The sequence below is a fragment of the Paenibacillus thiaminolyticus genome (assembly GCF_007066085.1).
In the GTDB taxonomy this organism is placed as follows: domain Bacteria; phylum Bacillota; class Bacilli; order Paenibacillales; family Paenibacillaceae; genus Paenibacillus_B; species Paenibacillus_B thiaminolyticus.
Map to the genome: position 1 here is coordinate 4451876 of NZ_CP041405.1, position 25243 is coordinate 4477118.

Here is a 25243-nt window from a genome sequence, read left to right on the forward strand (position 1 = left end):
ACAGTCCCCTAACACCAAGGTTATACAGACAAGCTACGATTTGTAATGATAACCCATATTGGGAAGGGAGCGACAAAATGGTACATCGGATCTGGACCAAGTCAATCAGTATCATTATAGCGGCGGTATTGCTGCTGTCTTCGATTGCGCCTGCGGGATGGACCGCAGGAACTGCCGCTGCAGCGGAGGCGATACTTACTGTTGCCGATGCGATCGGGAAGAACAATGACGGCAAGTCCTACTCGGTGGAAGGGTATGTTGTCGGCTTTGCAACCGGCAGCAAATCATTTACGCAAGACAGCACGAAATTCAACTCAGATACCAATCTGGTGATTGCGGATAGCGCAGCGGAGACGGCAGAGGACAAGACGCTATTCGTCCAGATTGCTTCTCCATTCAGACAACAGTTCGGCCTGCAATCGAATCCGGGCCTGCTCGGATCCAAGCTTCGAGTCACCGGCACGCTGGCCGAGTACTTCAAGCCTCATCGGGGCATCATGTCCCCATCCTCCATGGAAAAGGTCATCGTCACGCCTCCGGATCAAGCGGCTTCCGTAATTGCCGCTCCGCCTTCCGGAGCGGTGCAAGCGGGGACGCAGGTGAGTCTCTCGTCGCCAACGGTGACCGCTTCCGTCTACTACAATTTGAATGGCAGCTCCGATAAGTCCGAGTTCGTTCCGTATACGGAGCCGATCGAGATTACAGGCCCGACGACCATCAAGGCCTATGCCAAGCAGGATGGACTGAAGGACAGCGATATTTCCGAATTCACTTATTCGGTTGTGGGGGTCTCCAGCATTGCGGAGGCAAGAGGGCGTAATGCGGGCGATGCCGCCCTGGTGCAAGGCATTGTTACTTATAGGGAAGACACGGGCAGCGGCTTCTCCAATCTGTATATTCAGGACGATACGGCAGGGATTGTCGTCCGCGGCCAGAATATAACGGCCGAGCAAGGAGATAAGATCGAGGTTCAGGGCAAGCTGGAGCTGTATAGCGGCCTGCTGCAGTTGAACAAGGAGCCGGGCGGGAGCCTCCGGATCGTGGAACCGGGTTTGCCTCTGCCGGCGACGAAGCCGATCACTTCAGCCGATTTTGCCCAGAATGCCGGGAAGCTGTACGAAGGCCAACTGGTGGAAGTCGCCGCGGCTGCGATTGACCGAAGCAGCGGATCTACCTACTATGCCACCGACAAGCTCGGCGCAGGCATTGTCATTTACGCCAAAAACGTTCCCGCAGCGTTCACGGTCAACCGCACCTACGAGAGGATTACCGGGGTCTTGTCCTATCATAGCTCGTACGGGTACCAGCTGATTCCGCGCGCGTACGCGGATGTGGTAGAGACCGAGCTGTCGGTAACGGCAAGCCTTCCATCCGGGAATGTCGCGAAGAGCACCGAGATCGCGCTTAGCACGCCGGCTTCCGGCGGCGTCATCTACTATACGCTGGATGGAACGGAGCCGACGCAGGCCAGCGCCCGCTATGAAGCGCCGATTGCGATCATAGAGGATACGGCGGTCAAAGCCATCGTCGTGAAGGACGGAGCGGCCAGTGCGGTCTATACGTTCACGTACAAGGTGCTGAAGGATACGGGCAATCTCCTGATCCACGACATTCAGGGCGAAGGCCACCGCTCTCCGTACGCGGATCAAGCCGTGACGGGCGTGGAAGGCATCGTGACGTTCAAGCGGGATAAAAGCAACTTCTATATCCAGGAAAGCAATCCGGACCGGTACAGCAAGGATGGCCGGGCATCGGACGCCATTCTCGTCTATCACAAGGACAGCCCGGTGAAGGTCGGGGACCAAGTCAAGGTATCCGGCGTAGTCAAGGAATATAAGGAAAAGACGTATTCCAGCAATCCGGTCGATCTGACGACGACGGAAATCGCGGCTTCGAGCGTGGATATTATTTCGCATGATCAGGATCTGCCTCCCCCCGTTGTGCTGGGGAAGGATCGAGTGATTCCGCCATCGATCATTACGGACGGTTATCAATTGACCGATGCTTATTACGCTCCGGAGCGCAATGCGCTCGATCTGTACGAGAGTCTGGAAGGGATGCGCGTCATGATCGAGAACCCGGACATTATCGGCCCTTATAAATATGAGATTCCGGTCTACGTGCGGCAGGAGGGCAGTCATCCCGTTGTGTCTCCGGCGGGCGGCCTCGTCCTGACCGAGGGCAGCCTTAATCCGCAGCGCGTGCTGATATCCCTTGATTATGTTACGCCGAAGCCGAATCCGGTCGTCAAGACGGGTGATCGATTTATAGAACCGATCACCGGCGTCATCGCCTACTCCTTCAGTAATTATAAGCTGCTGCCGGAACGGCTGCCGGAGGTGGAGAGCGGCAAGGGGGAGCCTGCGGTGACGAGCATCGTGACGGACAGCGAGAAGTTGACGGTCGCTTCTTTCAATGTCGAAAATTATTGGAACGATCCGAGCGCCAAGGGAAAAGAGAAAACCCGCAAAATCGGAGACGTTATTGTGCGCAACCTGAAATCTCCGGATATTATCGGATTAATGGAAGTGCAGGACAATAACGGGGAAACGGATAATGGCGTCATCGATGCCAGCCGCAACTATGAAGCGATCATCGGGGCGATTCAAGCGGCCGGCGGTCCGGTCTATCACTATACGGATATCAATCCGGAGGATAAAAAGGATGGGGGCGCGCCGGGAGGCAATATTCGCGTCGGGTTCCTGTACAATCCGGAGCGGGTCACGCTGGCCGGCAGCCAACAAAATGGGAAGGGCGACGCGACGACCGCCGTCCGTTACGGTCCAGACGGATTATCATTCAACCCGGGGCGGATTGAGCCGGCGAACGAAGCGTTCAACAGCTCGCGCAAGCCGCTGGCCGCAGAGTTCCTGTTCCGGGGCGAACGGGTGCTGGTCATCGCCAACCACTTCAATTCGAAGGGCGGGGATCATGCGCCGTATGGAGGCATTCAGCCTCCGCAGCGTTCGAGTGAAGTGCAGCGTGCGAAGCAAGCCGCGCTCGTTCACGGCTTCGTGAGCGAAGTGCTGACTCGCAACCCGCAGACGAACGTCGTGCTGATGGGGGATTTGAATGATTTCCAATTCTCCGACACATTGCGGATTGTCGCGGGGAATGAATTGATCAATCTGGTAGACGGACTGCCGGAAGCCGAGCGCTACTCTTATATTTATGAAGGCAACTCGCAGACGCTGGATCATATTTTGGTCGATCACAAGCTGGCCAAGCGCGCAAAGCTGGACATCGTGCATATCAATGCCGATTTCATGGAAGCGCATGGACGGGTAAGCGATCATGATCCGCTGCTTGCTCAGCTTCAGTTCGGCAAGCCGGATGTTGACGACTTCCATCTAAGGCTGCTTCATACGAATGATACGCATGCGCATCTGGACAGTGTGCCGCGCCGCATTACGGCGATCAAGGAAGCGCGCGCGGAGGCGGATCATTCCCTTTTGCTCGATGCGGGCGATGTATTTTCTGGCACGTTGTACTTCAACAAGTATGAAGGCATGGCGGATGTGGACTTCATGAACCTGATCGGCTACGATGCGATGACCTTCGGCAACCATGAATTCGATGCTGGGCCGGCGAAGCTGGCGAACTTCATCAAGCAGGCGAAGTTCCCGTTCGTCAGCGCCAATATCGATTTCGATAAGGAGCCGGAACTGCAGGGCCTGTTCCATCATGAGATCGGCCATCCGGGAGCGGAAGCAAGCATTTACCCGGCGATTATCCTCGATGTGGATGGCGAGAAGGTCGGCGTATTCGGCTTGACGACGGAGGATACGGCATTTCTGGCTTCTCCGGGCGAGCATATCGCCTTCCGCAATTACGCGGAGAGCGCCCGGGCAACGGTGGCCATGCTGCGCGAAGAAGGAATCGACAAAATTATTGCGCTAACCCATCTCGGTTATGAAGTCGACCGGGCGCTGGCGGAGAGCGTGGAAGGCATCGACATCATCATCGGCGGCCATTCGCATACCAAATTAACGGAGCCGGTCGTCATCGAACGGGCAGGCGGTGAGCGGACCTTGATCGTCCAGACCGGGGAATACGGGCGTTATCTCGGCGAGTTGGATGTCACCTTCGACCGCAACGGGGCATTGACGGAGTGGAGCGGCAAGCTGACCGATATTGATGCGAAGGATGCCGCGGGCCAGTATGTCTTGGCCGACGATGCGGAGGCTGCGGCGAAGCTGGCCGAGTATGCCGGACCGCTGGAGGAATTCAAGAAGCAGGTCATCGGCAAGACGAAGATGTTCCTGGACGGCGAGCGCGGCAGCGTGCGCAAGCAGGAGACCAATCTGGGCAATCTGATTGCCGACAGCATGCGCGCGAAGGTGCAGCGCTTGTTGAACGAGACAGACGTCAAAGGTTACGTAACGATCCAAAATGGGGGCGGCATTCGGGCTTCCATCCAGGCGGGTGACATTACGCTGGGCGATCTGCTGACGGTCATGCCGTTCGGCAACAATCTGTCCGCCGTGAAGATGACGGGCGAGGAAATTATCGCTGCCCTGGAGAACGGCGTCAGCGGCGTGGAGACGGGCCAGGGACGCTTCCCGCAAGTGTCGGGCATGCGCTTCTATTACGACTCCGCGAAGAAGGGCGAGACGATCGACGCCGTGACCGGCGAGGTCACCCAGACAGGCGAACGGATCGTCAAGGTGCAGGTGAAAAATGACGGCGGGACTTATACCGATATCGATCCGCAAGGCTATTACATCGTGGCGACGAACTCGTTCATGGCGGACGGGGGAGACTTCTACCGCTCGATGAAGCAGGCGAAGAACGACGGCCGCTTCTATGAACTGAACATTGTCGATTATGAAGTGTTCATCGAGCATCTTGATCGCGTCGGCACCATCAACGCCAGCGTGGAAGGGCGGATTACTGATCTGAAGGGCGGCAAGATTCCGGAAGAGCCCGGGCCGAAGCCGAATCCGGACCCCGGGACAGGTTCGGGTTCCGGATCGAGCTCCAGCTCCGGGTCAAGCTCGAGTTCCGATTCACGCTCGAATCCAACTCCAGCGCCAAGTCCACAGCCTGCCGAAGATAAGCCGGGAACCGTAACGGCGACACCGGAAAAGCTGGCTGCTGACGGACGAGGCACCATCGTCTTCGAGATGCCGGCCGGGACTAGCGAAGTGAAGTTCCCGTCCAATACGTACGGACTGCTGCTTCAGAATAAGCTGGAAGTAAAGTCGGAGCATATCTCGCTCGAGGTTCCTTCCGAATTGATGAAGCAGTTGATCAACAAATGGACGGACAGCGAGAAGCAAGGATCGGTTATCTCCCTGAAGCTGGCACCGCTCGCGAAGGAGAAGGCGAACGGCATGATCGCCAAGGCCGGGAGGGCATCCGGCATGAAGGTGAGGCTGGCCGGCGATATATATGACCTTGGCCTTATGATCACGCTCGCGAACGGGACGACGGAGAAGCTGACCTCCTTCGATCAGCCGATTACGCTTCGGCTCACCGCCAATTCGGGTATCAACCCGAGATGGGCAGGAATCTATTCGATCTCTGACAGCGGAGCGGCCGTGCAGGCAGAGGGAGACTACGCTCGTGCCGAGCGGGCTGCCCTTATCCGCCAGTTCGGCACCTATGCGGTGCTCGAAATGACGAAGCCGTTCACCGATCTGCTTTCTGGCCATTGGGCTTATGGCGTCATTCAGGAGCTTGCGCTGAAGCGGATCATAAGCGGCACGAGCGCAACGAAGTTCGACCCGGCGCGGGCCATTACCCGGGCGGAATTCACCGCGCTGCTGGCGCAGGCGTTGCAGCTGGCCGGGACGAGCGGCAACGTATTTGCCGACGTCGATGCGGAGGCATGGTACGCCGCGCCGGTCGCGGCGGCGCATGAGGCGGGGATCGTCAGCGGCAAGGGCGCGAACCGCTTCGATCCCGCGGGCACGGTTACGCGGGAAGAGATGGCGGTCATGCTGGTCAAAGCTTATGAAGTGAAGACTGGCAAGAAGCTTGCCGCCAACGCGAAAGGGACATTCAGCGATGCGGACCGGATCTCACGCTGGGCCGTCGATCATGTGAACGCCGCGTCCGGCTTGGGCTTGATGAAGGGCCGGGCGACAGGACGGTTCGTTCCGGGAGCCGCGGCGAATCGCGCGGAAGCTGCGCAAGCCATTTATAATTTACTGATCGATAACTAAGCCGGAACAACAAAACAGGGCGGGCAGTGTGAAATCTGCTGCGCCCTGTTTTCTTGTTGATCGGATGGCAAGCCATTGGAATCATTAGTGCCGCCTAGAGGAACAATTTAACAATCCTTCTCGTATAATCTAGTAAAGGAGATATCCTGCAGCGTATATAATAGAAACAACCGAAGCACATGCCCAAGTGAAATAGGGCACATTCCTTCGGGTAAGATTGATGTCGGGGCGTATCATAGTTAGATATCGATATCTTTCATGAGCCTGGCTGCCGAACGAAGGGGTCTCAACTATATAACCTGCGGAGGGAAGGCCGATGAGAGCCATATTGATCGATGATGAGTATTTGGCGCTTTCTTATTTGAATGACCTGTTGGCTGAGATAGGGAAAATAGTAATAGAAGGAACCTATCAGGATCCGAAGCGGGCCCTGAAGGAATTGGAAGAGATGGAACCTGCATATCGAGTTCGAACATCCGTCGCAGAAGCCGATCCGGTGGCGAACGTCCAAAGCCCAAGAACTGTTCGCCTATTTGCTGCATCATCGGGGACGGCAGGTTCGCAAAGAAATTCTTCTCGAGCTGCTATGGCCGGACATGAATGCCAAGAAAGGGTATGCCCAATTGTATACGGCCATTTATCAAGTGCGCAAAGCATTGGAGCCTTACCTCGACCAGATGAAGATCATCAACTGCGAGGACAGTTATATGCTGGTCCTCCAAGACGTGGTCATCGACTGCGTGCAATGGGAGCAGGAGACAGAAGCGCTGCCTCCTGTTGGTCAGGATAAGATTCTGGCCTATCGGGAGCTGCTGCAGCAGTACAGCGGCGATTATTTGGCCGATTGCAGTTACTTGTGGGCGGAGGGAGAACGGCAGCGCCTTCGCTCCTTGTGGCTCCATCTCGTGAACGAGGTGGCTGACTACTACGTGGCTGACAACGATTTCCCGGCTGCGCTCGAGGTCTATCACCGTCAGGTCAATGTCTATCCTCGAATTGAATCCGGCTACTACATGCTGATGCGGTTATACGCGGAGTTGGGGGACCGGAATGCGGTGGAAGCCACCTATGCCAAGCTGTGCGACATGACGCAGAACGAGTTCGGGATTCCGCCGCAAGCGGCCTATCAATCATGATATGAGAGATGGAGCGGCAACGAGAAGAGATGATTTCCAATGTACATAATCTAACGGGTAACGCATCCCGCAGTGGAGGCTTGTTGCACTGGCAAGGGGGAATTGGAAAATGTCCGTCCAAAGGCTGATTCGCAGCCTATGGATGTATGGTACATTCATGGAATCTAGATCTAACGCATGGGAAGAGAGGAGAGACTGAGCGATGGAGTGGGCACGTGAACATGATTTGCTGCCGCTGTCTCATTTTGCGAAAATGCGGGCGGAGAGTCCGCTGGCGCTGGAGAATGATGTGTGGAATGTGTACCGGTATGATCGGCTCAAGGAGATTTTTGCCGATCATGATCATTTCTCATCGAGTGCGATGACGGAGGAGAAGGCGCCGATCGAATTCAGCATTTTGCGTACCGATCCGCCGAAGCATCGCCAGCTGCGTACGCTCGTAACGACAGCATTCACGCCCCGGGCGATTGAAGAGATGATTCCGCGCATCGAAGCGGTGACGCATGAGCTGCTGGATAAGGCGGCACAGGAGGGGCGGATGGATGCGGTGCGCGAGTTCACCGGTCCGCTTCCGGTCATAATCATTGCGGAGATGCTCGGCATTCCGGCCAGCGATCGCGAACAATTCCGGGAATGGTCGGACGCGCTGGTGAGCAATGACTATGAGCGCTATGTCCATTGCCAGAAGGAGATGTCCGTCTACTTCGAAGCGATTGCCGCAGAGCGCCGCCACAATCCGCAGGACGATCTCATCACCCGGCTAGTGCATGCGACCGCCGGCGGGGAGCCGCTGTCCTCCATCGAACTGATCGGCTTCTGCATTCTGCTGCTCGTCGCGGGCAACGAGACGACGACGAATCTTCTCTCCTCAGCCCTGCTCTGCTTCGACAGCGACCGCGAGGCCTGGAGCGATGTCCGAGAGGAGCGCTCGCTATTGCCAGGGGCGCTCGAGGAGGTGCTGCGCTATGCGTCGCCCGTCCAGGTTATGGAACGCCGCATTAAGGAGGATGTAGAGATCGATGGACAGCTATTGAAGGAGGGGCAATATGTGCTCCTCTGGATCGGTTCGGCCAATCATGACGAATCGGTCTTCGAGAAGCCATCCGTCTTCAATATCCGCCGCCATCCGAACCCGCATGTCGCGTTTGGCCACGGCATTCACTTCTGCCTCGGCGCTCAGCTCGCCCGGCTGGAGGCGAAGATTGCCCTGAACGCGTTGCTTGACCGCTTCCCGAACTACCGCCGCGATCGCTCCTGCCGGCTGGAACGCCTTGACAGCCAGCTTGTGTTCGGCGTGAAGTCCCTGCCGCTTATTCTGTCATAAGTTAGCGTGGACGACACGCTTATACATCCATGCTTTTCATGTTTCAGGCAGCCCCGCTCCAGTAGCGAAGGCTGTCTTTTTTGGTTCGGTGCAACGCATTATCGATATACACGTATAGACTGATATAGTGTTGCAGGGGAAGAAGGAGTTCTCTCGCATCCGGCATGAATCGAAGGGAGGGTTATCACCTTGGTTTTTGTATGGGAAAATATGCTCGTTACCCTCGTTCTCATGCTGCTGCCCGTCTTGCTTATCATCGGCCTGGTCGTATATGCGCGAAGAAGACAGAGCCGTTCGCGCGGGCAGCAGAACGATAGAGAGGGAACCGGCCGTACGCCGGAACGGGGCATCGAGCCTCAGAAAAGGTAGCGGCCCCGGGTGGAAAGGAGCCGCACGTCAGGTTCCGCTTGCTTGCTTTGTCTAACGGAACACGCGGCATTCGCCGCCCCCCTGGATGCTCCCCTGGGAAGGGAACGCGTCAGGGGGCGTTTTCTTGTGCTTCAACTAAGGCAGCCTTACCGTACGATTCTCGGCGAGGCTTGCATTGGCCGCTTCCAGGAAGGCGATAAGCTCCAGCGTCTCCGCGAGCGGGACGTCCGGCGCCCGGGTCTGGAAGAACGTCATGACCCGTTCCAGCAGGCTCGCATAGAATGGCTTGGCATCGGCCGCCACATCCGCATAGCGCGATTGGCGCTCGCCATGAACGAGCGCGCCGAACGGTCCGCCCTGGCGGCCGCGGATCGTCGCCATGCGCCCGTCTTCCCAGCGGGCGGTAATGCACTCCCCGCCGGGAATCGCTTCCGCCCGGACTTCCCGGCAGCCGGGCCCCATGGCCGCGTACAGCATCTCCGCACAGTGGATGCCGTAATAGAACAGCCCTGGCGCGCCATCTCCCCGCGGCGTCGGGCCGAAGGCGTCCACGCCTTGCACATAGGGCCCGCCTTCCGCCTCCGCAGTCACTTCCTTCACCGCCGAGGTAAGCGCTTCCGCATAGCGCAGCGCGGAGCTGCTCATCACCGGCGTGCCGTAACGGGCGGCGAGGTCTGCGATGCGGCTGGCGGAGGCGGTGGAGAGCGCCAGCGGCTTGTCGATGAAGACGGGCTTGGCGAAGGGCGCCACCGCCGCGAACTGCGCTTCATGCACGCCGCCGTCGACCGACTCCAGCAGCAGGACATCGCATTGCTCCGCCAATGACGGGAGATCCGGCACGAGAGTGACGCTGTATTGCCCGATGAGCTCATCTGTATACGCTTTCAAACGGGACATGCTTAGCTCCAGCCCAGGCGTCCCGCCTTGATAGGCGGCAACGACCTGCCCGCCTGGCACATGATAGGGATGAGTGGCGTCATTCAACAGCGCAGTGAAGGCCGTGACGTGGGATGTATCGAGTCCGATAATTCCGATCCGGAGCATAATGCTACCTCCTAGCTAGTTCCTGGATAATTGCTCCTTCTATCGTACTCTCATTTTGGCGCAGACGCCAGTCACTTCCCGTCCTGCTGCCGCATGTCCTCCGCTGTCGCTCTTAGTGAAGCGCCAACAGAAGAATGGCGGCGAGCATAGTTGCCGCTAGGCCGACGAGGACGGGAATCAGATTGCGGCGGGCCAGCTCGAATGGACTGACGCCGCAGATAGCGGCCGCAGGGATCAGCGCCCATGGGATGAGTGTTCCGCCGCCGACCCAGATGCCCGCGATCTGGCCGAGCGCCGTCAAGGTCGCTGTTCCATCGCCGCTGGCGGTTCCGAACAGGGAGGCGACCGATCCGGCGAGCGAGATGCCGGAGAACCCGGAGCCGTCCAGGCCCGTAATGGCGCCGACGACGGCCAGCGTCCCGGCTCCGACCGCCGGGTGAAGCGGCACACTATGGGCCAGCGCGACGCCCAGATCATTGACGATTCCATGGGACCCTGCCGGCAGCCCGTGATGGAACAGATCGAAAAAGGCCGCATCGCCGAGATAGAAGAAGGCGGCGATCGGAATGACCGGGCCGAACACCTTGAAGCCGAACTGCAGCCCTTCGATCAGATAGGAGGTTGTGGCCTCCAGCGCCTGCTTCCGGTGGGTGAGTCCGGTCAGGAGCACGAGAATCGCGATGGCCGTTCCGCCGATAAGGGCGGTTGCCTCCCCGCCTTGCAGATGGAGGCGGAACAGCAGGGTGACATCGATGGCGAACAGCAACGGGATGAGCAGCGCCACCGCCGTCTTGGCCCGGGCGGATAGAGGCAGGCGCGCCGGCTCGCTGCCGGCGGCATTGTTCGCCAGACCGGTCGCCATCGTCAGCCGGCCGGCCTGCATGTCGCGGCGCATCATCCAGTAGGAGACGGCGACCGTCACCGCGCCCATGACGAGGATGAGCGGCACGCTTGCCTGCAGCACCTGCTGCACAGGCACGCCTGCGGCGTCGGCGGTCAGCTTCGGCGCGCCCTGGATGACGAAATCGCCGGACAGCGCGATGCCGTGGCCGAACAGGTTCATGGCCATGGCGACCGCCAGCGGCGGAAGGCCGACGCGGACCGCAGCCGGCAGCAGGACGGCGCCGATAAGGGCGACGGCCGGAGAAGGCCAGAAGAACAGGCTGATGAGGAACATAAGGATCCCGACCGTCCAATAGGCCGGCCCCGGTCCCCGCATGAGCCGAGTGAACGGGGAGATCATGGTCTCGTTCACGCCGGACGCGAGCATGACGCGGCTCATCGCGACGATGATGGAGATAATGAGGATCGTCCTCAGCAAATGCTCAAGCGCATAGATGAAGCTCGTGAACATGCCGCTCACCGCGGAACTGGCCGATGAGGTGGCGAGCAGTCCTAACGCAAAGATGCCGATCAGGCAGACGATCGTGGTGTCCCGCCGCAGGACGAGGCACAGAATAATGAGGGCGACGAAGAGCAAATAGACGGCGTGAATGCCAGTTAACGCGACTGTCATAGAATCGCCTCCGCAGGATATGCCTTGGTCTCAAGATAGTTCATCCTATGCGGGAGCCTAGCTGTTGGGAAGCGGTTGGCAGCGGGGGCAGGAAGAAATAATTGCGGCGGGATAATACAGGCTGCAGGCGCGAACAAAAAAGAGCTGCTCCCGGCGGTCATGGACCTACGGGAACAGCTCCGTTATTATTTTTCAACCGTTATGCAGTCAAGCGCCATTCGCTTACGCGTTCGCCTTTTCTCCGGCAATCATTTGCCGCAGTACGGTTTGCAGGATGCCGCCGTTGTGGTAGTAATCCACGTCGACCATGCTGTCCAGACGGACCGTAACCGGGAATTCGAATGTCGTGCCGTCTTGGCGAGTCGCTGTGACTTGCAGCGTTTGCCCCGGCTGAATGTCGTTCGACAAGCCGTTGATGCTGAACACTTCCGTGCCGTCGATGCCGAGCGCCTTCCAGCTGTGGCCTTCCTGGAACTGTAGCGGAAGCACGCCCATGCCGACCAGATTGCTGCGGTGGATACGCTCGAAGCTTTCGGCGATGACCGCTTTGACGCCAAGGAGGTATGTTCCCTTCGCCGCCCAGTCGCGGGAGCTGCCTGTGCCGTATTCTTTACCGGCAAGGACAACAAGGTTCGTGTTCTCTCCTTGATATTTCATGGACGCATCGTAAATGGACATAATCTCGTCGTTCGGCAAATACTTCGTGACGCCGCCCTCGGTGCCCGGAGCCACCTGGTTGCGGATGCGGATGTTCGCGAACGTTCCGCGCATCATTACCTCGTGGTTGCCGCGGCGGGAACCGTAAGAGTTGAAGTCTTTGCGCTGAACGCCGTTCGCGATCAGGTATTCCCCTGCCGGGCTGTCCGCTTTGATATTGCCGGCCGGCGAGATGTGGTCCGTGGTCACGGAATCGCCAAGCAGCGCCAGGACGCGGGCATTCTCGATATCGGCGATGTCTCCGAGCTGAGTACCCAGATTCTCGAAGAACGGCGGATTTTGGATATAGGTAGACTTCCCATCCCACTCATACAGCTCGCCTTCCGGAACCGGAATCGCATTCCAGCGCTCGTTCTGCGTGAAGACATGCTCGTATTTGTCGCGGAACATCGAAGCGTTGATCGCTTGCGCCATCGCCTGCTTGATCTCTTCCGAAGAAGGCCAGATATCTTTCAAATATACAGGCTGGTTGTTCTTGTCGTAGCCGATTGGCTCGTTATCCAGGTCGATATTGACTGTGCCCGCGAGCGCGTAGGCGACGACGAGCGGAGGCGAAGCCAGGTAGTTCGCTTTTACTTGCGCGTGAATGCGGCCCTCGAAGTTCCGGTTACCGGACAGAACCGCCGCGACCGTCATGTCATGATCGGCAATCGCTTGGCCCACTTCATCCGGCAGCGGACCGGAGTTCCCGATACACGTTGCGCAGCCGTAGCCGGCGACATGGAAGCCGAGCTGCTCCAGCGAATCCATCAGACCGGATTTCTTCAAATATTCCGTTACAACCAAGGAACCCGGAGTCAAGCTGCTCTTCACGTAAGCCGGCTTGCGCAGTCCGCGCTCGACAGCCTTCTTCGCCACGAGGCCCGCACCGATCATAACGCTTGGGTTGGATGTGTTCGTGCAGCTCGTAATCGCCGCGATGACGACGGCGCCTGTCGACAGTTGGCTTGTCTCACCGTTCGGATGAGATACTGGCACTTTCTGTTCGATTTTGCTGTCGCTCAAGCCGTATCCGCCTTTGTCGACCGGCGTGCGGACGATATCGAGGAAGGATTGCTTCATATTCGACAGCTCGACGCGGTCTTGCGGACGCTTCGGTCCGGCAAGGCTCGGCACGACCGAGCTCAGATCCAGCTCAATGATATCGGTGAAGACAGGGTCCGGCGTATCCGCATAGCGGAACATGCCTTGCGCCTTGTAGTAGGCTTCCACGAGAGCGACTTGCTCCTCGGTGCGGCCGGTGAGGCGAAGATAGTTCAACGTCTCATGGTCTACCGGGAAAAATCCGATCGTCGCGCCGTATTCCGGAGCCATATTGGCGACGGTCGCCCGGTCCGCCAGGCTGATCGATTCAAGGCCCGGTCCGAAGAACTCGACGAATTTGCCGACGACGCCCTTTTTGCGCAGCATTTGCGTAACGGTCAGCGCCAGGTCGGTCGCTGTCGCGCCCTCTGCAAGCGTTCCCGTCAATTTGAAGCCGATGACTTCCGGCGTAATGAAGTAGAGCGGCTGGCCGAGCATGCCGGCTTCAGCCTCGATCCCGCCAACGCCCCAGCCAACCACGCCGAGACCGTTGATCATCGTCGTATGGGAATCCGTACCGACGAGGGAGTCAGGGAAGACTTCGGTTACGCCGTCGACTTCCTTGGTCGCGGCCACGGAAGCCAGATATTCCAGGTTCACCTGGTGAACGATACCGGTAGCCGGCGGCACCGCACGGAAATTATCGAATGCCGTCTGAGCCCAGCGCAGGAAGCGGTAGCGCTCTTCGTTGCGCTCGAATTCCACGTTCATGTTATATTCCAAAGCTTGATCCGAACCGAAAGCGTCGACCATTACCGAGTGGTCGATAACGAGATCGACCGGAACGAGCGGATTGATGCGCTTCGGATCGCCGCCCGCTTTTTTCACCGTATCACGCATAGCCGCCAGGTCGACGACAACCGGAACGCCGGTGAAGTCCTGAAGAACGATGCGGGATGGAATGAACGGAATTTCCTTATTTTCATCTTGACCTTCCGCCCATTTTGCAATTTGATTGACGTGATCTTTCGTAATCGCCCGGCCATCGAATTGGCGAACGGCAGCCTCAAGCAGGACTTTGATCGAGAACGGAAGGCGATCAATTCCTTGGTAGCCTTGCGCGCCCAATGCTTCCAGGCTGTAGTAGCGGTACGACTTGCCGTCGACCTTCAGTTCGCGGGCCGTAGAGAAAGCATCTGTTCTTGCCATTGAAAATTACCTCCTTCTAAATTCTGTTCATCCGAAGCCCGTCATGGAGCTTCATGCTGTCATGCTTCATTTGTTTTACGTTGTCCGTTTCATCTGGTGAAACCCGATTTCATAATTGCTTACATCTTTAGTATATCGTGTTCGTGAGACACCGTAAAGAGCTTTTCCCGTACAAACACGCCTAAATCTACCGCTTCGACATGCGAAGCGGCATTTCTGCATACAATGGATAGCAAAATACCGGGCCGGCGAAGAGAAAGGAGCGATAGGCTCCAATCCGCGGCTGACGCGACAAATGTGAGTGAAGGAGGTGGAGAGAGGAGATGCGTCACGATTGGAAAACGACTCTTTATTTGTACGTAGATCAGCATAATCGTTCTGAGATCGACGAACGGCCCCGGGCCATCCAGGCACCGGTGACCGACATGGAACATGCGCTCCTCACGAGCGAACGGGCGCGGAGGCTGGTCTCGTGGTACGAGAGCAGGGGGGCCAGTCCGACCAAGTGCGAGACGAAGGCGAAGCTCCTGCGCACCCATGAGGCCGATCAGGAGGTTACGGTAGACCTCGAATTCCATATCCGGCGAGGCTATGAGCAGAAGGGGCTGCCTCTGAAGGATGAGAGAATTGAGAGAGAACGGCTGACCTTGCTCAAGGAAGGAACCGGGTGGGTCGTGTCCAAGGTGGAGGTTCCGGTGCCGGAGAGGCGGGGACAGCAGCTCGTCGGAGCTGAGCAGGATCGGGCATCGCGTTCGAACCGCTCGCTGCCGCTGTTGAACCGGAATGTGCTTGGGCCGCCCGGCTCGCTGCGGGCCATCCCGTACCGCCGCGACAAAGCAGTCGCCTATGCGGATGAATGGTGGAATGAACCGAACCCGCGTTTCCTTAGCTTCGAGGTCGATTGCACCAATTATATCTCGCAATGTCTCTTTGCAGGCAGCGCACCGATGAACTATACTGGTAGAAGAGATTCGGGCTGGTGGTATAAAGGCATGGTTAACGGCCAGGAAGCGTGGAGCTACAGTTGGGCGGTCGCCAACAGTTTGGAGCGGCATTTGACGAACAACACGTACGGCCTGCGGGCCGAACTGGTCGAGCATCCGAGTGATCTGCAGCTCGGTGACGTGATCGCGTATGATTGGGACGGCAACGGCCATTACCAGCATACGACCATTGTCACCGCCTTCGATGCGAACGGCATGCCGCTGGTGAACGCTCACACGGTAAGCAGCCGCCACCGGTACTGGGATTACCAGGACTCGTATGCATGGACGGAAGCGACGCGGTACCGCTTTTTCCATATTGTCAATGCATTTTAGGTTGCCAGGCGGGGAAGGAGACAATCCGTTCCCGCTTATTGCGGTGTGGCCCGATGTGCGAGGCGTGACGGGCATTCTGGGAGAAGACAACAGGCGCATCAGGCGCTAACCGGAGGGGAACATGGAACAAGAACGCAAATTGCGCGTCGGACTCATCTACGGCGGCAAATCAGGGGAACATGAAGTATCGATGGCTACAGCCTTTGCGGTGATGGGAGCGATGGATTACGGCAAGTATGAGATCCTTCCTTTTTATATTACGAAAAAGGGAGAGTGGCGGGTCGGCACATGGCGGGACCGGCCGTTCGCGAACCAAGAGGAACTGACGCTGGAATCGCTTAGAGGGGGAACCGTAACGGCGATGGAGATGCTGTTCGCGGGCATAGACAGCGCAGAAGGGGCGTCGGAGGACGGCGTGAGCCGGCGCCAGAGGCGCCAGATCGATGTAATATTCCCGCTTCTGCACGGCACGAACGGCGAAGACGGCACTATCCAGGGACTGTTCGAGATGGCCGGCATCCCGTATGTCGGAGCGGGGGTGCTCGCCTCTTCCGTCGGAATGGACAAAGCCGTCATGAAGCAAGTCTTTGCCCAAGCGGGATTGCCTCAGTGCAAATACGAGTATTTTCTTCACTGGGAGTGGGATCAGAAGCAAGCGGAGATTATGGACCGGGTGCAGACTGAGCTGGGCTATCCATGCTTCGTGAAGCCGGCCAATCTTGGGTCCTCGGTCGGTATTTCCAAAGCCCGCGATGCAGCGGAATTGAAGCAGGCGATTGAGTTCGCGCTGCAATACGATCGGAAGATTATTGTAGAGGAATTCGTTGACGCACGGGAAGTTGAAGTGAGTGTTCTTGGCAATGACGAGCCGCAAGCGTCCATACCGGGGGAGATTATCTCGTCTAACGAATTTTATGATTATAAGGCAAAATATATCGACGGCAAATCAGAAATCGCTATCCCTGCGCCCCTGGACGAGGAACTGCTGGAGCGCATCCGCGAGATGGCGCTGCAGGCATACCGTGCCATCGACGGCTCCGGACTGTCGCGCGTGGACTTCTTCGTCCGCCGTTCCGACATGGCCGTCCTAATTAATGAAGTCAATACGATGCCAGGCTTCACTCCGATCAGCATGTACCCGATCTTATGGCAGGAGATGGGCATCACGTATCCGGCTCTGCTCGATCGTCTCATTCAGCTTGCTCTGGAGCGCTTCGAGATGAAGCAGAAGCTGCAATACGAGAACGTATAGCTTTGGCTCAAAGCCATTGAAGAAAAGAGAATCCGCCGGACATGGACAACATGTGTCGGTTGACTTTGCGAGAAACCCGGTCTTTGCTAAGACTTCGGGTTTCTTTTTCTTTTGGGCGTGTTGAAGGGGAATGATGCATATAATAGGAAGAAAAACGGTAAATAGCACCCGCCAAGGAGAAGACTGGCATGCGGTGAAATCGGTGGAAGGGAAATGTCGAATAGGAGGGTATGCCTTACGCCCCCCTTACGGCCACTATCCCCTTGCTTCAGAAAAGGGACGAATATCGCATCCGCTGAACATCCTACACGCAAAGCTGAACATCATATACGCAAAAAGGGAAAGAACCCGTGCCAACATTCGGTTGCCGCTCTAAGAATGAGCATGTACTTAGTGCTGAACTCTCCACCCCGCCCGTTCGGGCGGTCTGTGTCCTATCCCGTGCGCCTGCCGGTCCGTATCCCATCCCGTGCTGAGCGAATGGGACAATGCCCGAAAGGGCCCGCCGCCCCGTGTCCCATCCCGCGCTGAGCGAATGGGATACTGTGCCCAAAGGGCCCACCGCCCTGTGTCCTATCCCGCGCTGAGCGAATGGGACAATGCCCGAAAGGGCCTGCCGGCCTGTGCCCTATCCCGCGCTAAGCGAATGGGATACTGTGCCCAAAGGGCCCGCCGCCCCGTGTCCCATCCCGCGCTGAGCGAATGGGATTACGCGGCAATGGGATCGACGTGAGGCGGGAGTTATGCCACAATAGATATCAATCAAGCCGAAGGCTGTGAGTGAGTCCTATTTTAGGAAAAAGAAAAGGAGGAAGGAGAGCCTATGCGCATCGGAATCGTGTCGGATACCCATATGCCCCATCGGGGACAGAAGCTGCCTCGCGCTCTGGCCAAAGGGCTGCGCGGCGTTGACCTCATCCTGCATGCGGGAGACTGGACATCGTCAAGCGTCATCCCGATGTTCGAGTCGCTGGCCCCGGTTGACGGCGTCGCCGGGAATAATGACGGTACGGCTATTGTGAAGCGCTTCGGCCGCCGCAAAATCATCGAGGCTGGCGGTATCCGGATAGGCCTCGTTCATGGGGACGGGGCAGGACGATCGGCGAAGGATACCGCCTTCCACACTTTCCGCAATCAAGGTGTCGATATCATTGTCTTCGGCCATTCGCATATCCCGTATATGGAAGAAAGGGAGGGGATTCTGCTCTTCAATCCCGGCTCCCCGACGGACAAACGGCTTCAACCGAAGTATTCGTACGGCTTATTGGATATCGGAGAGGATCAGTCCCTCCAGCTTCACCATGTCTACTACCGCAGCAAGGAGTAATCGAATAACCTCCGCTCTCTTCTCTACCGGGCGGGCGGGCCATCATTCGGCTGGCCCGCTCCCGTTATATATTGGTATGCGGGTTGCCGGTGCGGCGGACGAGCAGCGGTAATTTCCGGTGCTGATGCCTGAAGAATGCGCATAAGGTGAAATGTACCTTATTTCAATCCGATCGGAGGTTCAGGCCCTTGTATCAGTCATATTCAGCCCATGATTCCTCGTCCCCGCATCAACAAGCTATCTATCAGGCGGAGCCAAGTACGGTGCAAACCTTGCATTCCATACGGGCACGGGTCCAGTATGTCGGCCATATGTATAAGAAGCGGTATGTGCGGATTCAGACGATAGACGGTCATGTGTACGATGGCGTTATTGTGAATGTTGACCAGGGCTTTCTCTATCTGCACACCCGGATGCCGATGGATCGACGGGCATTCCCCGGTTCAGCGGCTTATAGTGATGTCATTTTGCCGCTTGTTCTGTATCAATTACTGGTTATTTCGTTATTGTATACGTGAGCGAATTATGTTCCAACTGAGAATTATTCAGTCCTTGCATACAAAGATGCAAGGATTTTTCTTTTTCGGAGAGAGGGAAGAGAAGTAGTCCTTTTTTATCCATTTTAGATTATCCATTTTCAGGATTATTTTAATATGAAAATAGTAGAAATTAACTAGAAATTGTTAAAAACATTTTAATGCAATGAATGTTAATATAAATATGACTAAAGAACGAGAAAACTAGGTATTATTGGTAAAATGGTTACAATACCGAAACTTTTAAAGGAGGAACGCGTCTAACCATGTCAAATAAAGAAAACCAGAACCAGACTCCTGCTTTTGTCCTCACTGATAGACGGGACTAACCGAATAGACTGTCTGATCACGGGCCACTGCCTTCCGCCCGCTTAGAACCATTTTTTTGACTCAAGGGTCCTGAACAAAAAGAGTCTAAATAACCATGTTAAACCATTGGTTTTCTTGGTTATAGTTAGTGTTAGGTGTTGCGCTTGATTTCCGCGGCACTGGATAAGTCACAGGAATTACGTTGTGCAGGAAAGGGTGAACAAATACTACGATCCATGAGCCGGAGAATGAAGTGGAATCTCATTACAGTTGTTGTCTTGCTTCTCGCTGCCGGCGGGCTGGCGGGGTATTATTTACCCGGTCTGCTGTATCCGAAGCAGATTGCCTATGCTGATGCGAGCGGCATCAAGCTGAAGTTCAAGACGGAAGGAGATCAATTCCTCGAATACAGGAATGAGCAGTTCGAACCGTTATTTGTGAAAGGAGTCAATCTTGGGGCGACGGTTCCGGGACACTTCCCGGGTGAATTTCCGGTCGACGAGGAGACGTATCTGCGCTGGTTCCGCCAAATTCATGATATGGGCGCCAATGTTATCCGCGTCTATACGGTGCACCAGCCGGTCTTCTATAAGGCGCTAGTGAAGTTCAATCGGGAGGAAGCGGAACGCCCGCTTTATTTTATACAAGGAATCTGGTCCCCGGAGGAGCAGCTCATCGAGAAGCAGGATGCGTATCTTCCGGAGATCCAACAGGAGTTCAAGCAGGAAATCGAGAAGGCGGTCAAGGCCGTCTATGGGGATCTGGATATCCCGGGCAAGCCGGGGACAGCAGGGGGAAAGTACAAGCAGAATGCGGGGCAGTATTTGATGGCCTGGCATCTCGGGACTGAGTGGGACCCGACGATGGTCGATAATACGAACCGCCTGCATAAGGAGCTGAAGCCCTACCAAGGAAGCCGGTTCCAGGCGACGGAGAAGGCATCGCCATTCGAGAGCTGGCTGGCAGAAATGATTGATCATGCGGCAGAGCTGGAGAACCAATACGGCTGGCAGCATCCGATGACGTTCACCAACTGGGTGACGACCGACGTGCTGACGCATCCCGGCGAACCGCTGTTCCAGGAAGATATGGTCAGCGTCGACGCGCGCCATATTCAGCCGGTTGACTGGAAGGCCGGATATTTCGCGGCATACCACGTATATCCGTATTACCCGGACTTTTTCCATCTGGACAAGACGTTGCAGACGGTGAAGGATGAGAATGGACAATTCAATACGTATAAAGCGTATTTGCGCCTGTTGAAGGCGGAGTATCCCGATATGCCGGTCATGATTACCGAATACGGGGTGCCGGCCTCGATCGGCATTTCCCATCTGGGCATGGGAGGCCGCAATCAGGGAGGACATGACGAGCGGGAGCAGGGCCGCATTAACGCCTCCTTGACGAAGGATATTTATGACGAGGAGTTCGCCGGCGCGATTCTGTTCATGTGGCAGGATGAATGGTTCAAGAAGACCTGGAACACGATGCGCTTCGAAATTCCGGAGGATCGCCGTTCCTACTGGCTGAACGTGCTGACGAATGAGCAATTGTTCGGCATTCTCGGCATGTATTCGAGCAAGGAAGAACAGATCGTGCTTGATGGCGATTGGAGCGACTGGGAGGCCCTGGAGGACAAGGTTCAATTGAAGACCGAGCTTCCGGGCATCCGGGAGATGTGGGCGACCCATGATGAAGCCTACGTCTATCTTGCGCTCAAGCTGGACAAGCCATTCGATCCGAAGACGCAGAAGCTGCATATTGGCTCCAGCGTGCTGGAGGGGGGCAACCGCACCATGCCGGAACTCCCGGGCCTGAAGCTGGATGAAGGGCTGGAGACGCTCATCACGCTCGGCACGGATCAGGACAGCGAGATCCGCATCGCGTCCAACTATGATTTCAACAATCGGCTGTATGGTCCGTCTGGCTATTGGATGGTGGATCCGGACAAGAAAGAGCTTCAAGATAATTCAGGGATCTTCAATCCGTGGAAATTGGCTGTCAGCCTGAAGATGGAGCCGCCGGATACGCGAACGGCGCATCCGTTCCAGGATGTGACGGTAGGCAAGCTGATCCGCGGGACGAATAATCCGCACGATGAACAATATCAATCGCTTGCCGCGTGGCAGTATAAGGAAGATGTCATCGAGATGCGCATCCCTTGGATGCTGTTCGGCTTCGCCGACCCGAGTTCGAAGCAGGTTATCAGCTATGACCCGGTCAAGGACAAGCGGACGTTCACGACCGTGAAGACGGAAGGCATCCGGTTCCTGCCTTGGCTGTCGGAACGGGAACAAGCTTCATCCGGGAAGAAGGCCGTATCATACGCTTTCCGAAATATCCCAGTATACCAATGGGATGACTGGGAGCAGGTTGGCTATACCGAACGGTTGAAGCAAAGCTATACCGACATGAAAAATATATTCGAGCAGTTGGGTGCAGAGTAGAGGCCCAAGCTGCACTTGATACCGACAAAGGAGGCACACGTACATGTTTTCCAGTTTGGGAGTCGCTCTCGGCTTCATTTACGTTTGTCTTGGCTTGATTGGCATCGGTGTACTCATTTTGTTATTGATGAAAGCACGCAATAACCGGCTAGCCAAGCATCAGGAGATTTATTTGGAGAAGCATCAGCCCTATTTCGTGTATTTGCAGAGACATATGCTGGACCCGGATCCGTTCCAGCCTCCCAAGGGGCCTCTTCGTACGCTGGAGATGAGGGTGATTCAGGAGAAGCTGATGGAATGGATGGACAAATTCAGCGGGGAGCAGCAGCAGAAGCTGACGGCGCTCTGTGAAGACATGGGTCTGGTGGACCGCGATATTAAGGAGTTAGGCAGCCTGTTCTACTCCAAGCAGATGAAGGCGGCGTTCCGGCTGGGCGGAATGCGCTCCGAGCGGGCGGTTCCCCATCTGATGAAGGCGATGATGCAGGAGAAGGACGGTCCGCTCCTGCAGGTGCTGGCGCGTTCCGTGGCCAAATGCGCCAACGAGGCGGAGCAGCTCCATACGATGCTTCAGCAGTTGACGCGCCACCGCCAAAGCCATTTGCTGGCTGCGGAGGTGTTGGAAGAGACGCGGGTGAACGCGACCCCGATGCTCGTCCGCTGTCTCAAGGACGAGTCGGACAATATGGTCAAGGCGGCTTTGCTCGCCTTAAGCGGACAGACGGACGTCGCGCTGACGCCCGCCCTGCTTCCGCTCGTTGACAGTCATGACAAAGAGATCCGGGCCCTCGCGGTCAAAATGCTCGTTCGCGCCGGACATGCGCTGACCGAGAACAACATCCGCGAATGGATCAAGGATCCGGAATGGGAGATCCGAGCCGCTGTGGCAGAAGCGCTCGGACATTCCAAGAACACGGATCGAATCCCGGTGCTCAAGCAAGCATTGACCGATTCCAATTGGTGGGTTCGCTACTACAGTGCGAACAGCCTGTCCAATATGGGGGATGAAGGCTTCCATGCGCTGTGCGAAGCAGCACTGGAGACCGACGATCACTTCAAGTCGGACATGGCGAAAGATCGCATACACAAGGAGCTTCTGCGCGAACACTTCTTTGCCGGCCGGCGAGAGCAGGGTGCCGGATATCAGCCGAAGCGGATCATCTATGAGCAGTATTTCGGCGAGGCCGCGATCGCTCCGCTACTTGGCAGGGTAGGAGGCGATTATTCTGCTTAGAGATCTGCTGCTTGTCTATGGCATCGTCGTCATGTACTACGTCATTATTGTCAACTCTATTTATTTCGGCATAATGCTGTGTTCTTTTAAGAGCATTTCCTCAATTGTTCGCCGCAAGCGATATGCGCTGCGCAGCAATCTCGCAGGCTCGGAGCATGTACCGCCGGTATCGCTGCTCGTGCCTGCCTATAATGAAGAATTGACGATTATCGAGAATGTGAAGTCGCTTATGACGCTCAACTATTCGACCTACGAGATTATCGTCGTCAATGACGGCTCCAGCGATAATACGCTGCAGGTGATGATCGAGGAGTTCGGGATGTACCGTATGGACAATCTGGCTGTGCGCTACGCGGTCAATTGCACGAAGTTCCGGGGCGTCTATTACAATCCGGAATATCCGAATCTGTATCTTATCGACAAGGCGAATGGCGGGAAGGCCGACTCGCTCAACGCGGGGATCAACTTCTCCCACTATCCGCTCATCTCGTCGATCGACGCCGACTCGCTGCTGGAGAAAGACTCGCTTATCCAAATGGCGAACCTGTACATGTCCAATCCGGAGGAGTATGTCGCCATCGGAGGCAATGTGCGGATCGCCAATGGCTGCAAGATCGAGAACGGCACCGTCACCGACGTGAGACTGCCGAAGAAGTGGTGGCCGATGTTCCAGACGCTGGAGTATTTGAAGGCGTTCCTCGGCGGCCGCATCGGCTGGGGCGCGATCAACGGGTTGATCATCGTCTCGGGCGCGTTCGGCCTGTTCCGCAAGGATTATGTCATCAAGGTCGGCGGGTACCGCGAAGGGTATCCGGGCGAGGACATGAACATCATTATCAAGCTGCACCGTTATATGCTGGAAAATAAACTGCCGTACCGTGTCGCGTTCTGCCCGGAAGCGGTCTGCTGGACGCAGGCGCCGGATACGTATCATATTTTGTCCAATCAGCGGAAGCGCTGGGGACGCGGCAATCTGAAAAACATGATCGAGAACTACGACATGGCATTCCGTCCGAAGTACAAAGTATTCGGCTTGCTCTCGATGCCGTATACGATCCTGTTCGAGGCGCTGAATCCGTATTTCAAAGTCACGGGCTTGCTTGCCCTAATCGGGTATGCGTTCTTGGACATGACGCAATGGCCTATCGTGCTTATCTTCATGCTGATTAATTTCTTGTCCGGCATGCTGCTTGCCATCGGTTCGCTGCTGCTGGAGGAGATCGCCTTCAAGCGATATCCGCGGATCAGCGACCTGCTGCGCATGCTCGCATTCAGCGTGCTCATGTTCTTCGGCTATCGTCAGTTGGGAAGTCTATGGCGGATTCAAGGCCATATTCAATATTTCCAGAACAACAACTCGTGGGGGGCCATGACCCGCCAGAGCTGGCAAGAGGACAGCAAGCCGGCCAAATCGGCTTGACGATAACAGTTGGGAAAGGTGGTATTTCCGAAAATGCTGAACACGGTAATGAAACCGGAAGCTGCACCGTCTGTCAAAGAAAAGGTCCAACGCTTGTGCGCCACTGACAGCGACCGCCTGGGGGTGATTCTCCTTCACGCTCAACCGTTCGGTTCGAACTGGGAAGCGCAGGCACGGGAGTGGCTCTCGGCTGACCGGAATCTTCGCTTCGAGCTGCTGCGCGATGCGGCCCATGACATTCTGGCCGTGCTGCTGCCGGACTCCGCGCTCGACATGACCCACTATCATGCGCTGCAGCTGAAGATGCTGCTTGAGCAGAGCCATGTCGGCAAGCCGATCGTATGCGCGATCGCCGCCCCGGACAACCCGGCGGAAGCGAAATCGCTCCTCTTCGATCGCTGGTCGGAGCTGAAGATGATGGACGGCACCGCCGGCATTTGCGTCCTGCACGATGAGCTGGAGGCGCCTGATGCGAAGAAAATTCTCATCGTCGACCATGACGACAGCGTGCGCGAGTTCCTGCAGATTCAGCTCAAGCTCCAGGGCTATGAGGTGCATGCGGCAACCGATGCGATAACCGCCCTGGACATGATCCGGAAGGAAGGCTACGACCTGATCGTCACCGAGCTCAATCTGTACGGGTTGAATGGCTTGCCGTTCATTTCCCAGATTCAGAAGATGGAACTGGCCAAAGAGCCCAAAATCGTCATTCTGTCGGAGCAGCGCGTAGGAAGTACGATCGAGCACTGCTTCCAGCAGGGCGTGAGCGACTATATTACGAAGCCGTTCTCGCCGGCAGATTTGGACGCTAGAATCAGAAGCTGTTTTTAAATAGATATATAAGTGCGTTCCCGCGGGCCGGCAAGCGGACTGTGGGAACAAACACGATAA

The 25243-nt window shown here is 56.5% G+C and carries 15 protein-coding genes; 12 read left to right on the forward strand and 3 right to left on the reverse strand.

Annotated elements, in window-relative coordinates; all coding sequences use genetic code 11:
- The first annotated feature begins 77 nt into the window (after nt 1-77).
- From FLT43_RS19820 to FLT43_RS19835, 4 genes are all read left to right on the forward strand, one after another.
- On the forward strand, nt 78-6170 hold the full coding sequence (locus tag FLT43_RS19820) for a 5'-nucleotidase C-terminal domain-containing protein (RefSeq protein WP_087443350.1): 6093 nt from the start codon (nt 78-80) through the stop codon (nt 6168-6170).
- Between the two features lie 533 nt (nt 6171-6703).
- Nucleotides 6704-7306 carry an AfsR/SARP family transcriptional regulator gene (locus FLT43_RS19825; RefSeq protein WP_244194246.1) on the forward strand — a complete coding sequence of 201 codons (603 nt, stop codon included), beginning with the start codon at nt 6704-6706 and terminating at the stop codon, nt 7304-7306.
- A gap of 202 nt (nt 7307-7508) precedes the next feature.
- Nucleotides 7509-8630 (forward strand): cytochrome P450, encoded by a 1122-nt coding sequence (locus FLT43_RS19830; RefSeq protein ID WP_087443351.1) that lies wholly within the window; start codon nt 7509-7511, stop codon nt 8628-8630.
- Between the two features lie 189 nt (nt 8631-8819).
- A complete protein-coding gene (locus FLT43_RS19835) occupies nt 8820-8999 on the forward strand; it encodes a hypothetical protein (protein ID WP_087443352.1) in 180 nt (59 codons plus the stop codon).
- 135 nt (nt 9000-9134) lie between these two features.
- On the opposite strand, the gene FLT43_RS19840 is transcribed toward FLT43_RS19835, so the two are convergent.
- The 3 genes from FLT43_RS19840 to acnA form a co-directional block, all read right to left on the reverse strand.
- Nucleotides 9135-10043 (reverse strand): Gfo/Idh/MocA family protein, encoded by a 909-nt coding sequence (locus FLT43_RS19840; RefSeq protein ID WP_087443353.1) that lies wholly within the window; start codon nt 10041-10043, stop codon nt 9135-9137.
- 112 nt (nt 10044-10155) lie between these two features.
- Entirely contained in the window at nt 10156-11559 is a 1404-nt protein-coding gene (locus tag FLT43_RS19845; protein WP_087443354.1) for a hypothetical protein, read from the reverse strand.
- Nucleotides 11560-11781: 222 nt separating this feature from the next.
- Nucleotides 11782-14508: an aconitate hydratase AcnA gene (acnA, locus tag FLT43_RS19850; protein ID WP_087443355.1), complete on the reverse strand. Its 2727-nt coding sequence runs from the start codon at nt 14506-14508 to the stop codon at nt 11782-11784.
- Between the two features lie 323 nt (nt 14509-14831).
- Between acnA and FLT43_RS19855 the strand changes: the two genes are divergently transcribed.
- The 8 genes from FLT43_RS19855 to FLT43_RS19890 all read left to right on the forward strand — a co-directional run bounded on the left by FLT43_RS19855 (nt 14832) and on the right by FLT43_RS19890 (nt 25183).
- Nucleotides 14832-15827, forward strand: a complete 996-nt coding sequence (locus tag FLT43_RS19855) for an amidase domain-containing protein (RefSeq protein WP_087443356.1) — start codon at nt 14832-14834, stop codon at nt 15825-15827.
- A gap of 121 nt (nt 15828-15948) precedes the next feature.
- Entirely contained in the window at nt 15949-17079 is a 1131-nt protein-coding gene (locus FLT43_RS19860) for a D-alanine--D-alanine ligase (protein ID WP_087443357.1), read from the forward strand.
- A gap of 823 nt (nt 17080-17902) precedes the next feature.
- The gene (locus FLT43_RS19865) at nt 17903-18406 is read left to right on the forward strand and encodes a metallophosphoesterase family protein (RefSeq protein ID WP_087443358.1); all 504 of its coding nucleotides are present in this window, start codon (nt 17903-17905) and stop codon (nt 18404-18406) included.
- A gap of 188 nt (nt 18407-18594) precedes the next feature.
- The gene (locus FLT43_RS19870; RefSeq protein ID WP_087443359.1) at nt 18595-18924 is read left to right on the forward strand and encodes an acetyl-CoA acetyltransferase; all 330 of its coding nucleotides are present in this window, start codon (nt 18595-18597) and stop codon (nt 18922-18924) included.
- A gap of 575 nt (nt 18925-19499) precedes the next feature.
- Nucleotides 19500-21698, forward strand: coding sequence for a hypothetical protein (locus FLT43_RS19875; RefSeq protein ID WP_087443360.1), 2199 nt, complete (start codon nt 19500-19502; stop codon nt 21696-21698).
- A gap of 43 nt (nt 21699-21741) precedes the next feature.
- Nucleotides 21742-22932, forward strand: a complete 1191-nt coding sequence (locus FLT43_RS19880) for a HEAT repeat domain-containing protein (protein ID WP_087443361.1) — start codon at nt 21742-21744, stop codon at nt 22930-22932.
- Between the two features lie 31 nt (nt 22933-22963).
- On the forward strand, nt 22964-24352 hold the full coding sequence (locus FLT43_RS19885) for a glycosyltransferase family 2 protein (protein ID WP_087443362.1): 1389 nt from the start codon (nt 22964-22966) through the stop codon (nt 24350-24352).
- 33 nt (nt 24353-24385) lie between these two features.
- Nucleotides 24386-25183: a response regulator gene (locus tag FLT43_RS19890; protein ID WP_087443363.1), complete on the forward strand. Its 798-nt coding sequence runs from the start codon at nt 24386-24388 to the stop codon at nt 25181-25183.
- Nucleotides 25184-25243: the final 60 nt, after the last annotated feature.

Excerpts from the sequence above, each read along its gene's own strand:
- FLT43_RS19865 (WP_087443358.1), top strand. The coding sequence starts at position 17,903 with ATGCGCATCGGAATCGTGTCGGATACCCATATGCCCCATCGGGGACAG.
- FLT43_RS19860 (WP_087443357.1), top strand. The coding sequence starts at position 15,949 with ATGGAACAAGAACGCAAATTGCGCGTCGGACTCATCTACGGCGGCAAA.
- FLT43_RS19880 (WP_087443361.1), top strand. The coding sequence starts at position 21,742 with ATGTTTTCCAGTTTGGGAGTCGCTCTCGGCTTCATTTACGTTTGTCTT.
- FLT43_RS19855 (WP_087443356.1), top strand. The coding sequence starts at position 14,832 with ATGCGTCACGATTGGAAAACGACTCTTTATTTGTACGTAGATCAGCAT.
- FLT43_RS19840 (WP_087443353.1), bottom strand. The coding sequence starts at position 10,043 with ATGCTCCGGATCGGAATTATCGGACTCGATACATCCCACGTCACGGCC.
- FLT43_RS19875 (WP_087443360.1), top strand. The coding sequence starts at position 19,500 with ATGAAGTGGAATCTCATTACAGTTGTTGTCTTGCTTCTCGCTGCCGGC.
- FLT43_RS19890 (WP_087443363.1), top strand. The coding sequence starts at position 24,386 with ATGCTGAACACGGTAATGAAACCGGAAGCTGCACCGTCTGTCAAAGAA.
- acnA (WP_087443355.1), bottom strand. The coding sequence starts at position 14,508 with ATGGCAAGAACAGATGCTTTCTCTACGGCCCGCGAACTGAAGGTCGAC.
- FLT43_RS19820 (WP_087443350.1), top strand. The coding sequence starts at position 78 with ATGGTACATCGGATCTGGACCAAGTCAATCAGTATCATTATAGCGGCG.
- FLT43_RS19845 (WP_087443354.1), bottom strand. The coding sequence starts at position 11,559 with ATGACAGTCGCGTTAACTGGCATTCACGCCGTCTATTTGCTCTTCGTC.
- FLT43_RS19830 (WP_087443351.1), top strand. The coding sequence starts at position 7,509 with ATGGAGTGGGCACGTGAACATGATTTGCTGCCGCTGTCTCATTTTGCG.
- FLT43_RS19885 (WP_087443362.1), top strand. The coding sequence starts at position 22,964 with ATGTACTACGTCATTATTGTCAACTCTATTTATTTCGGCATAATGCTG.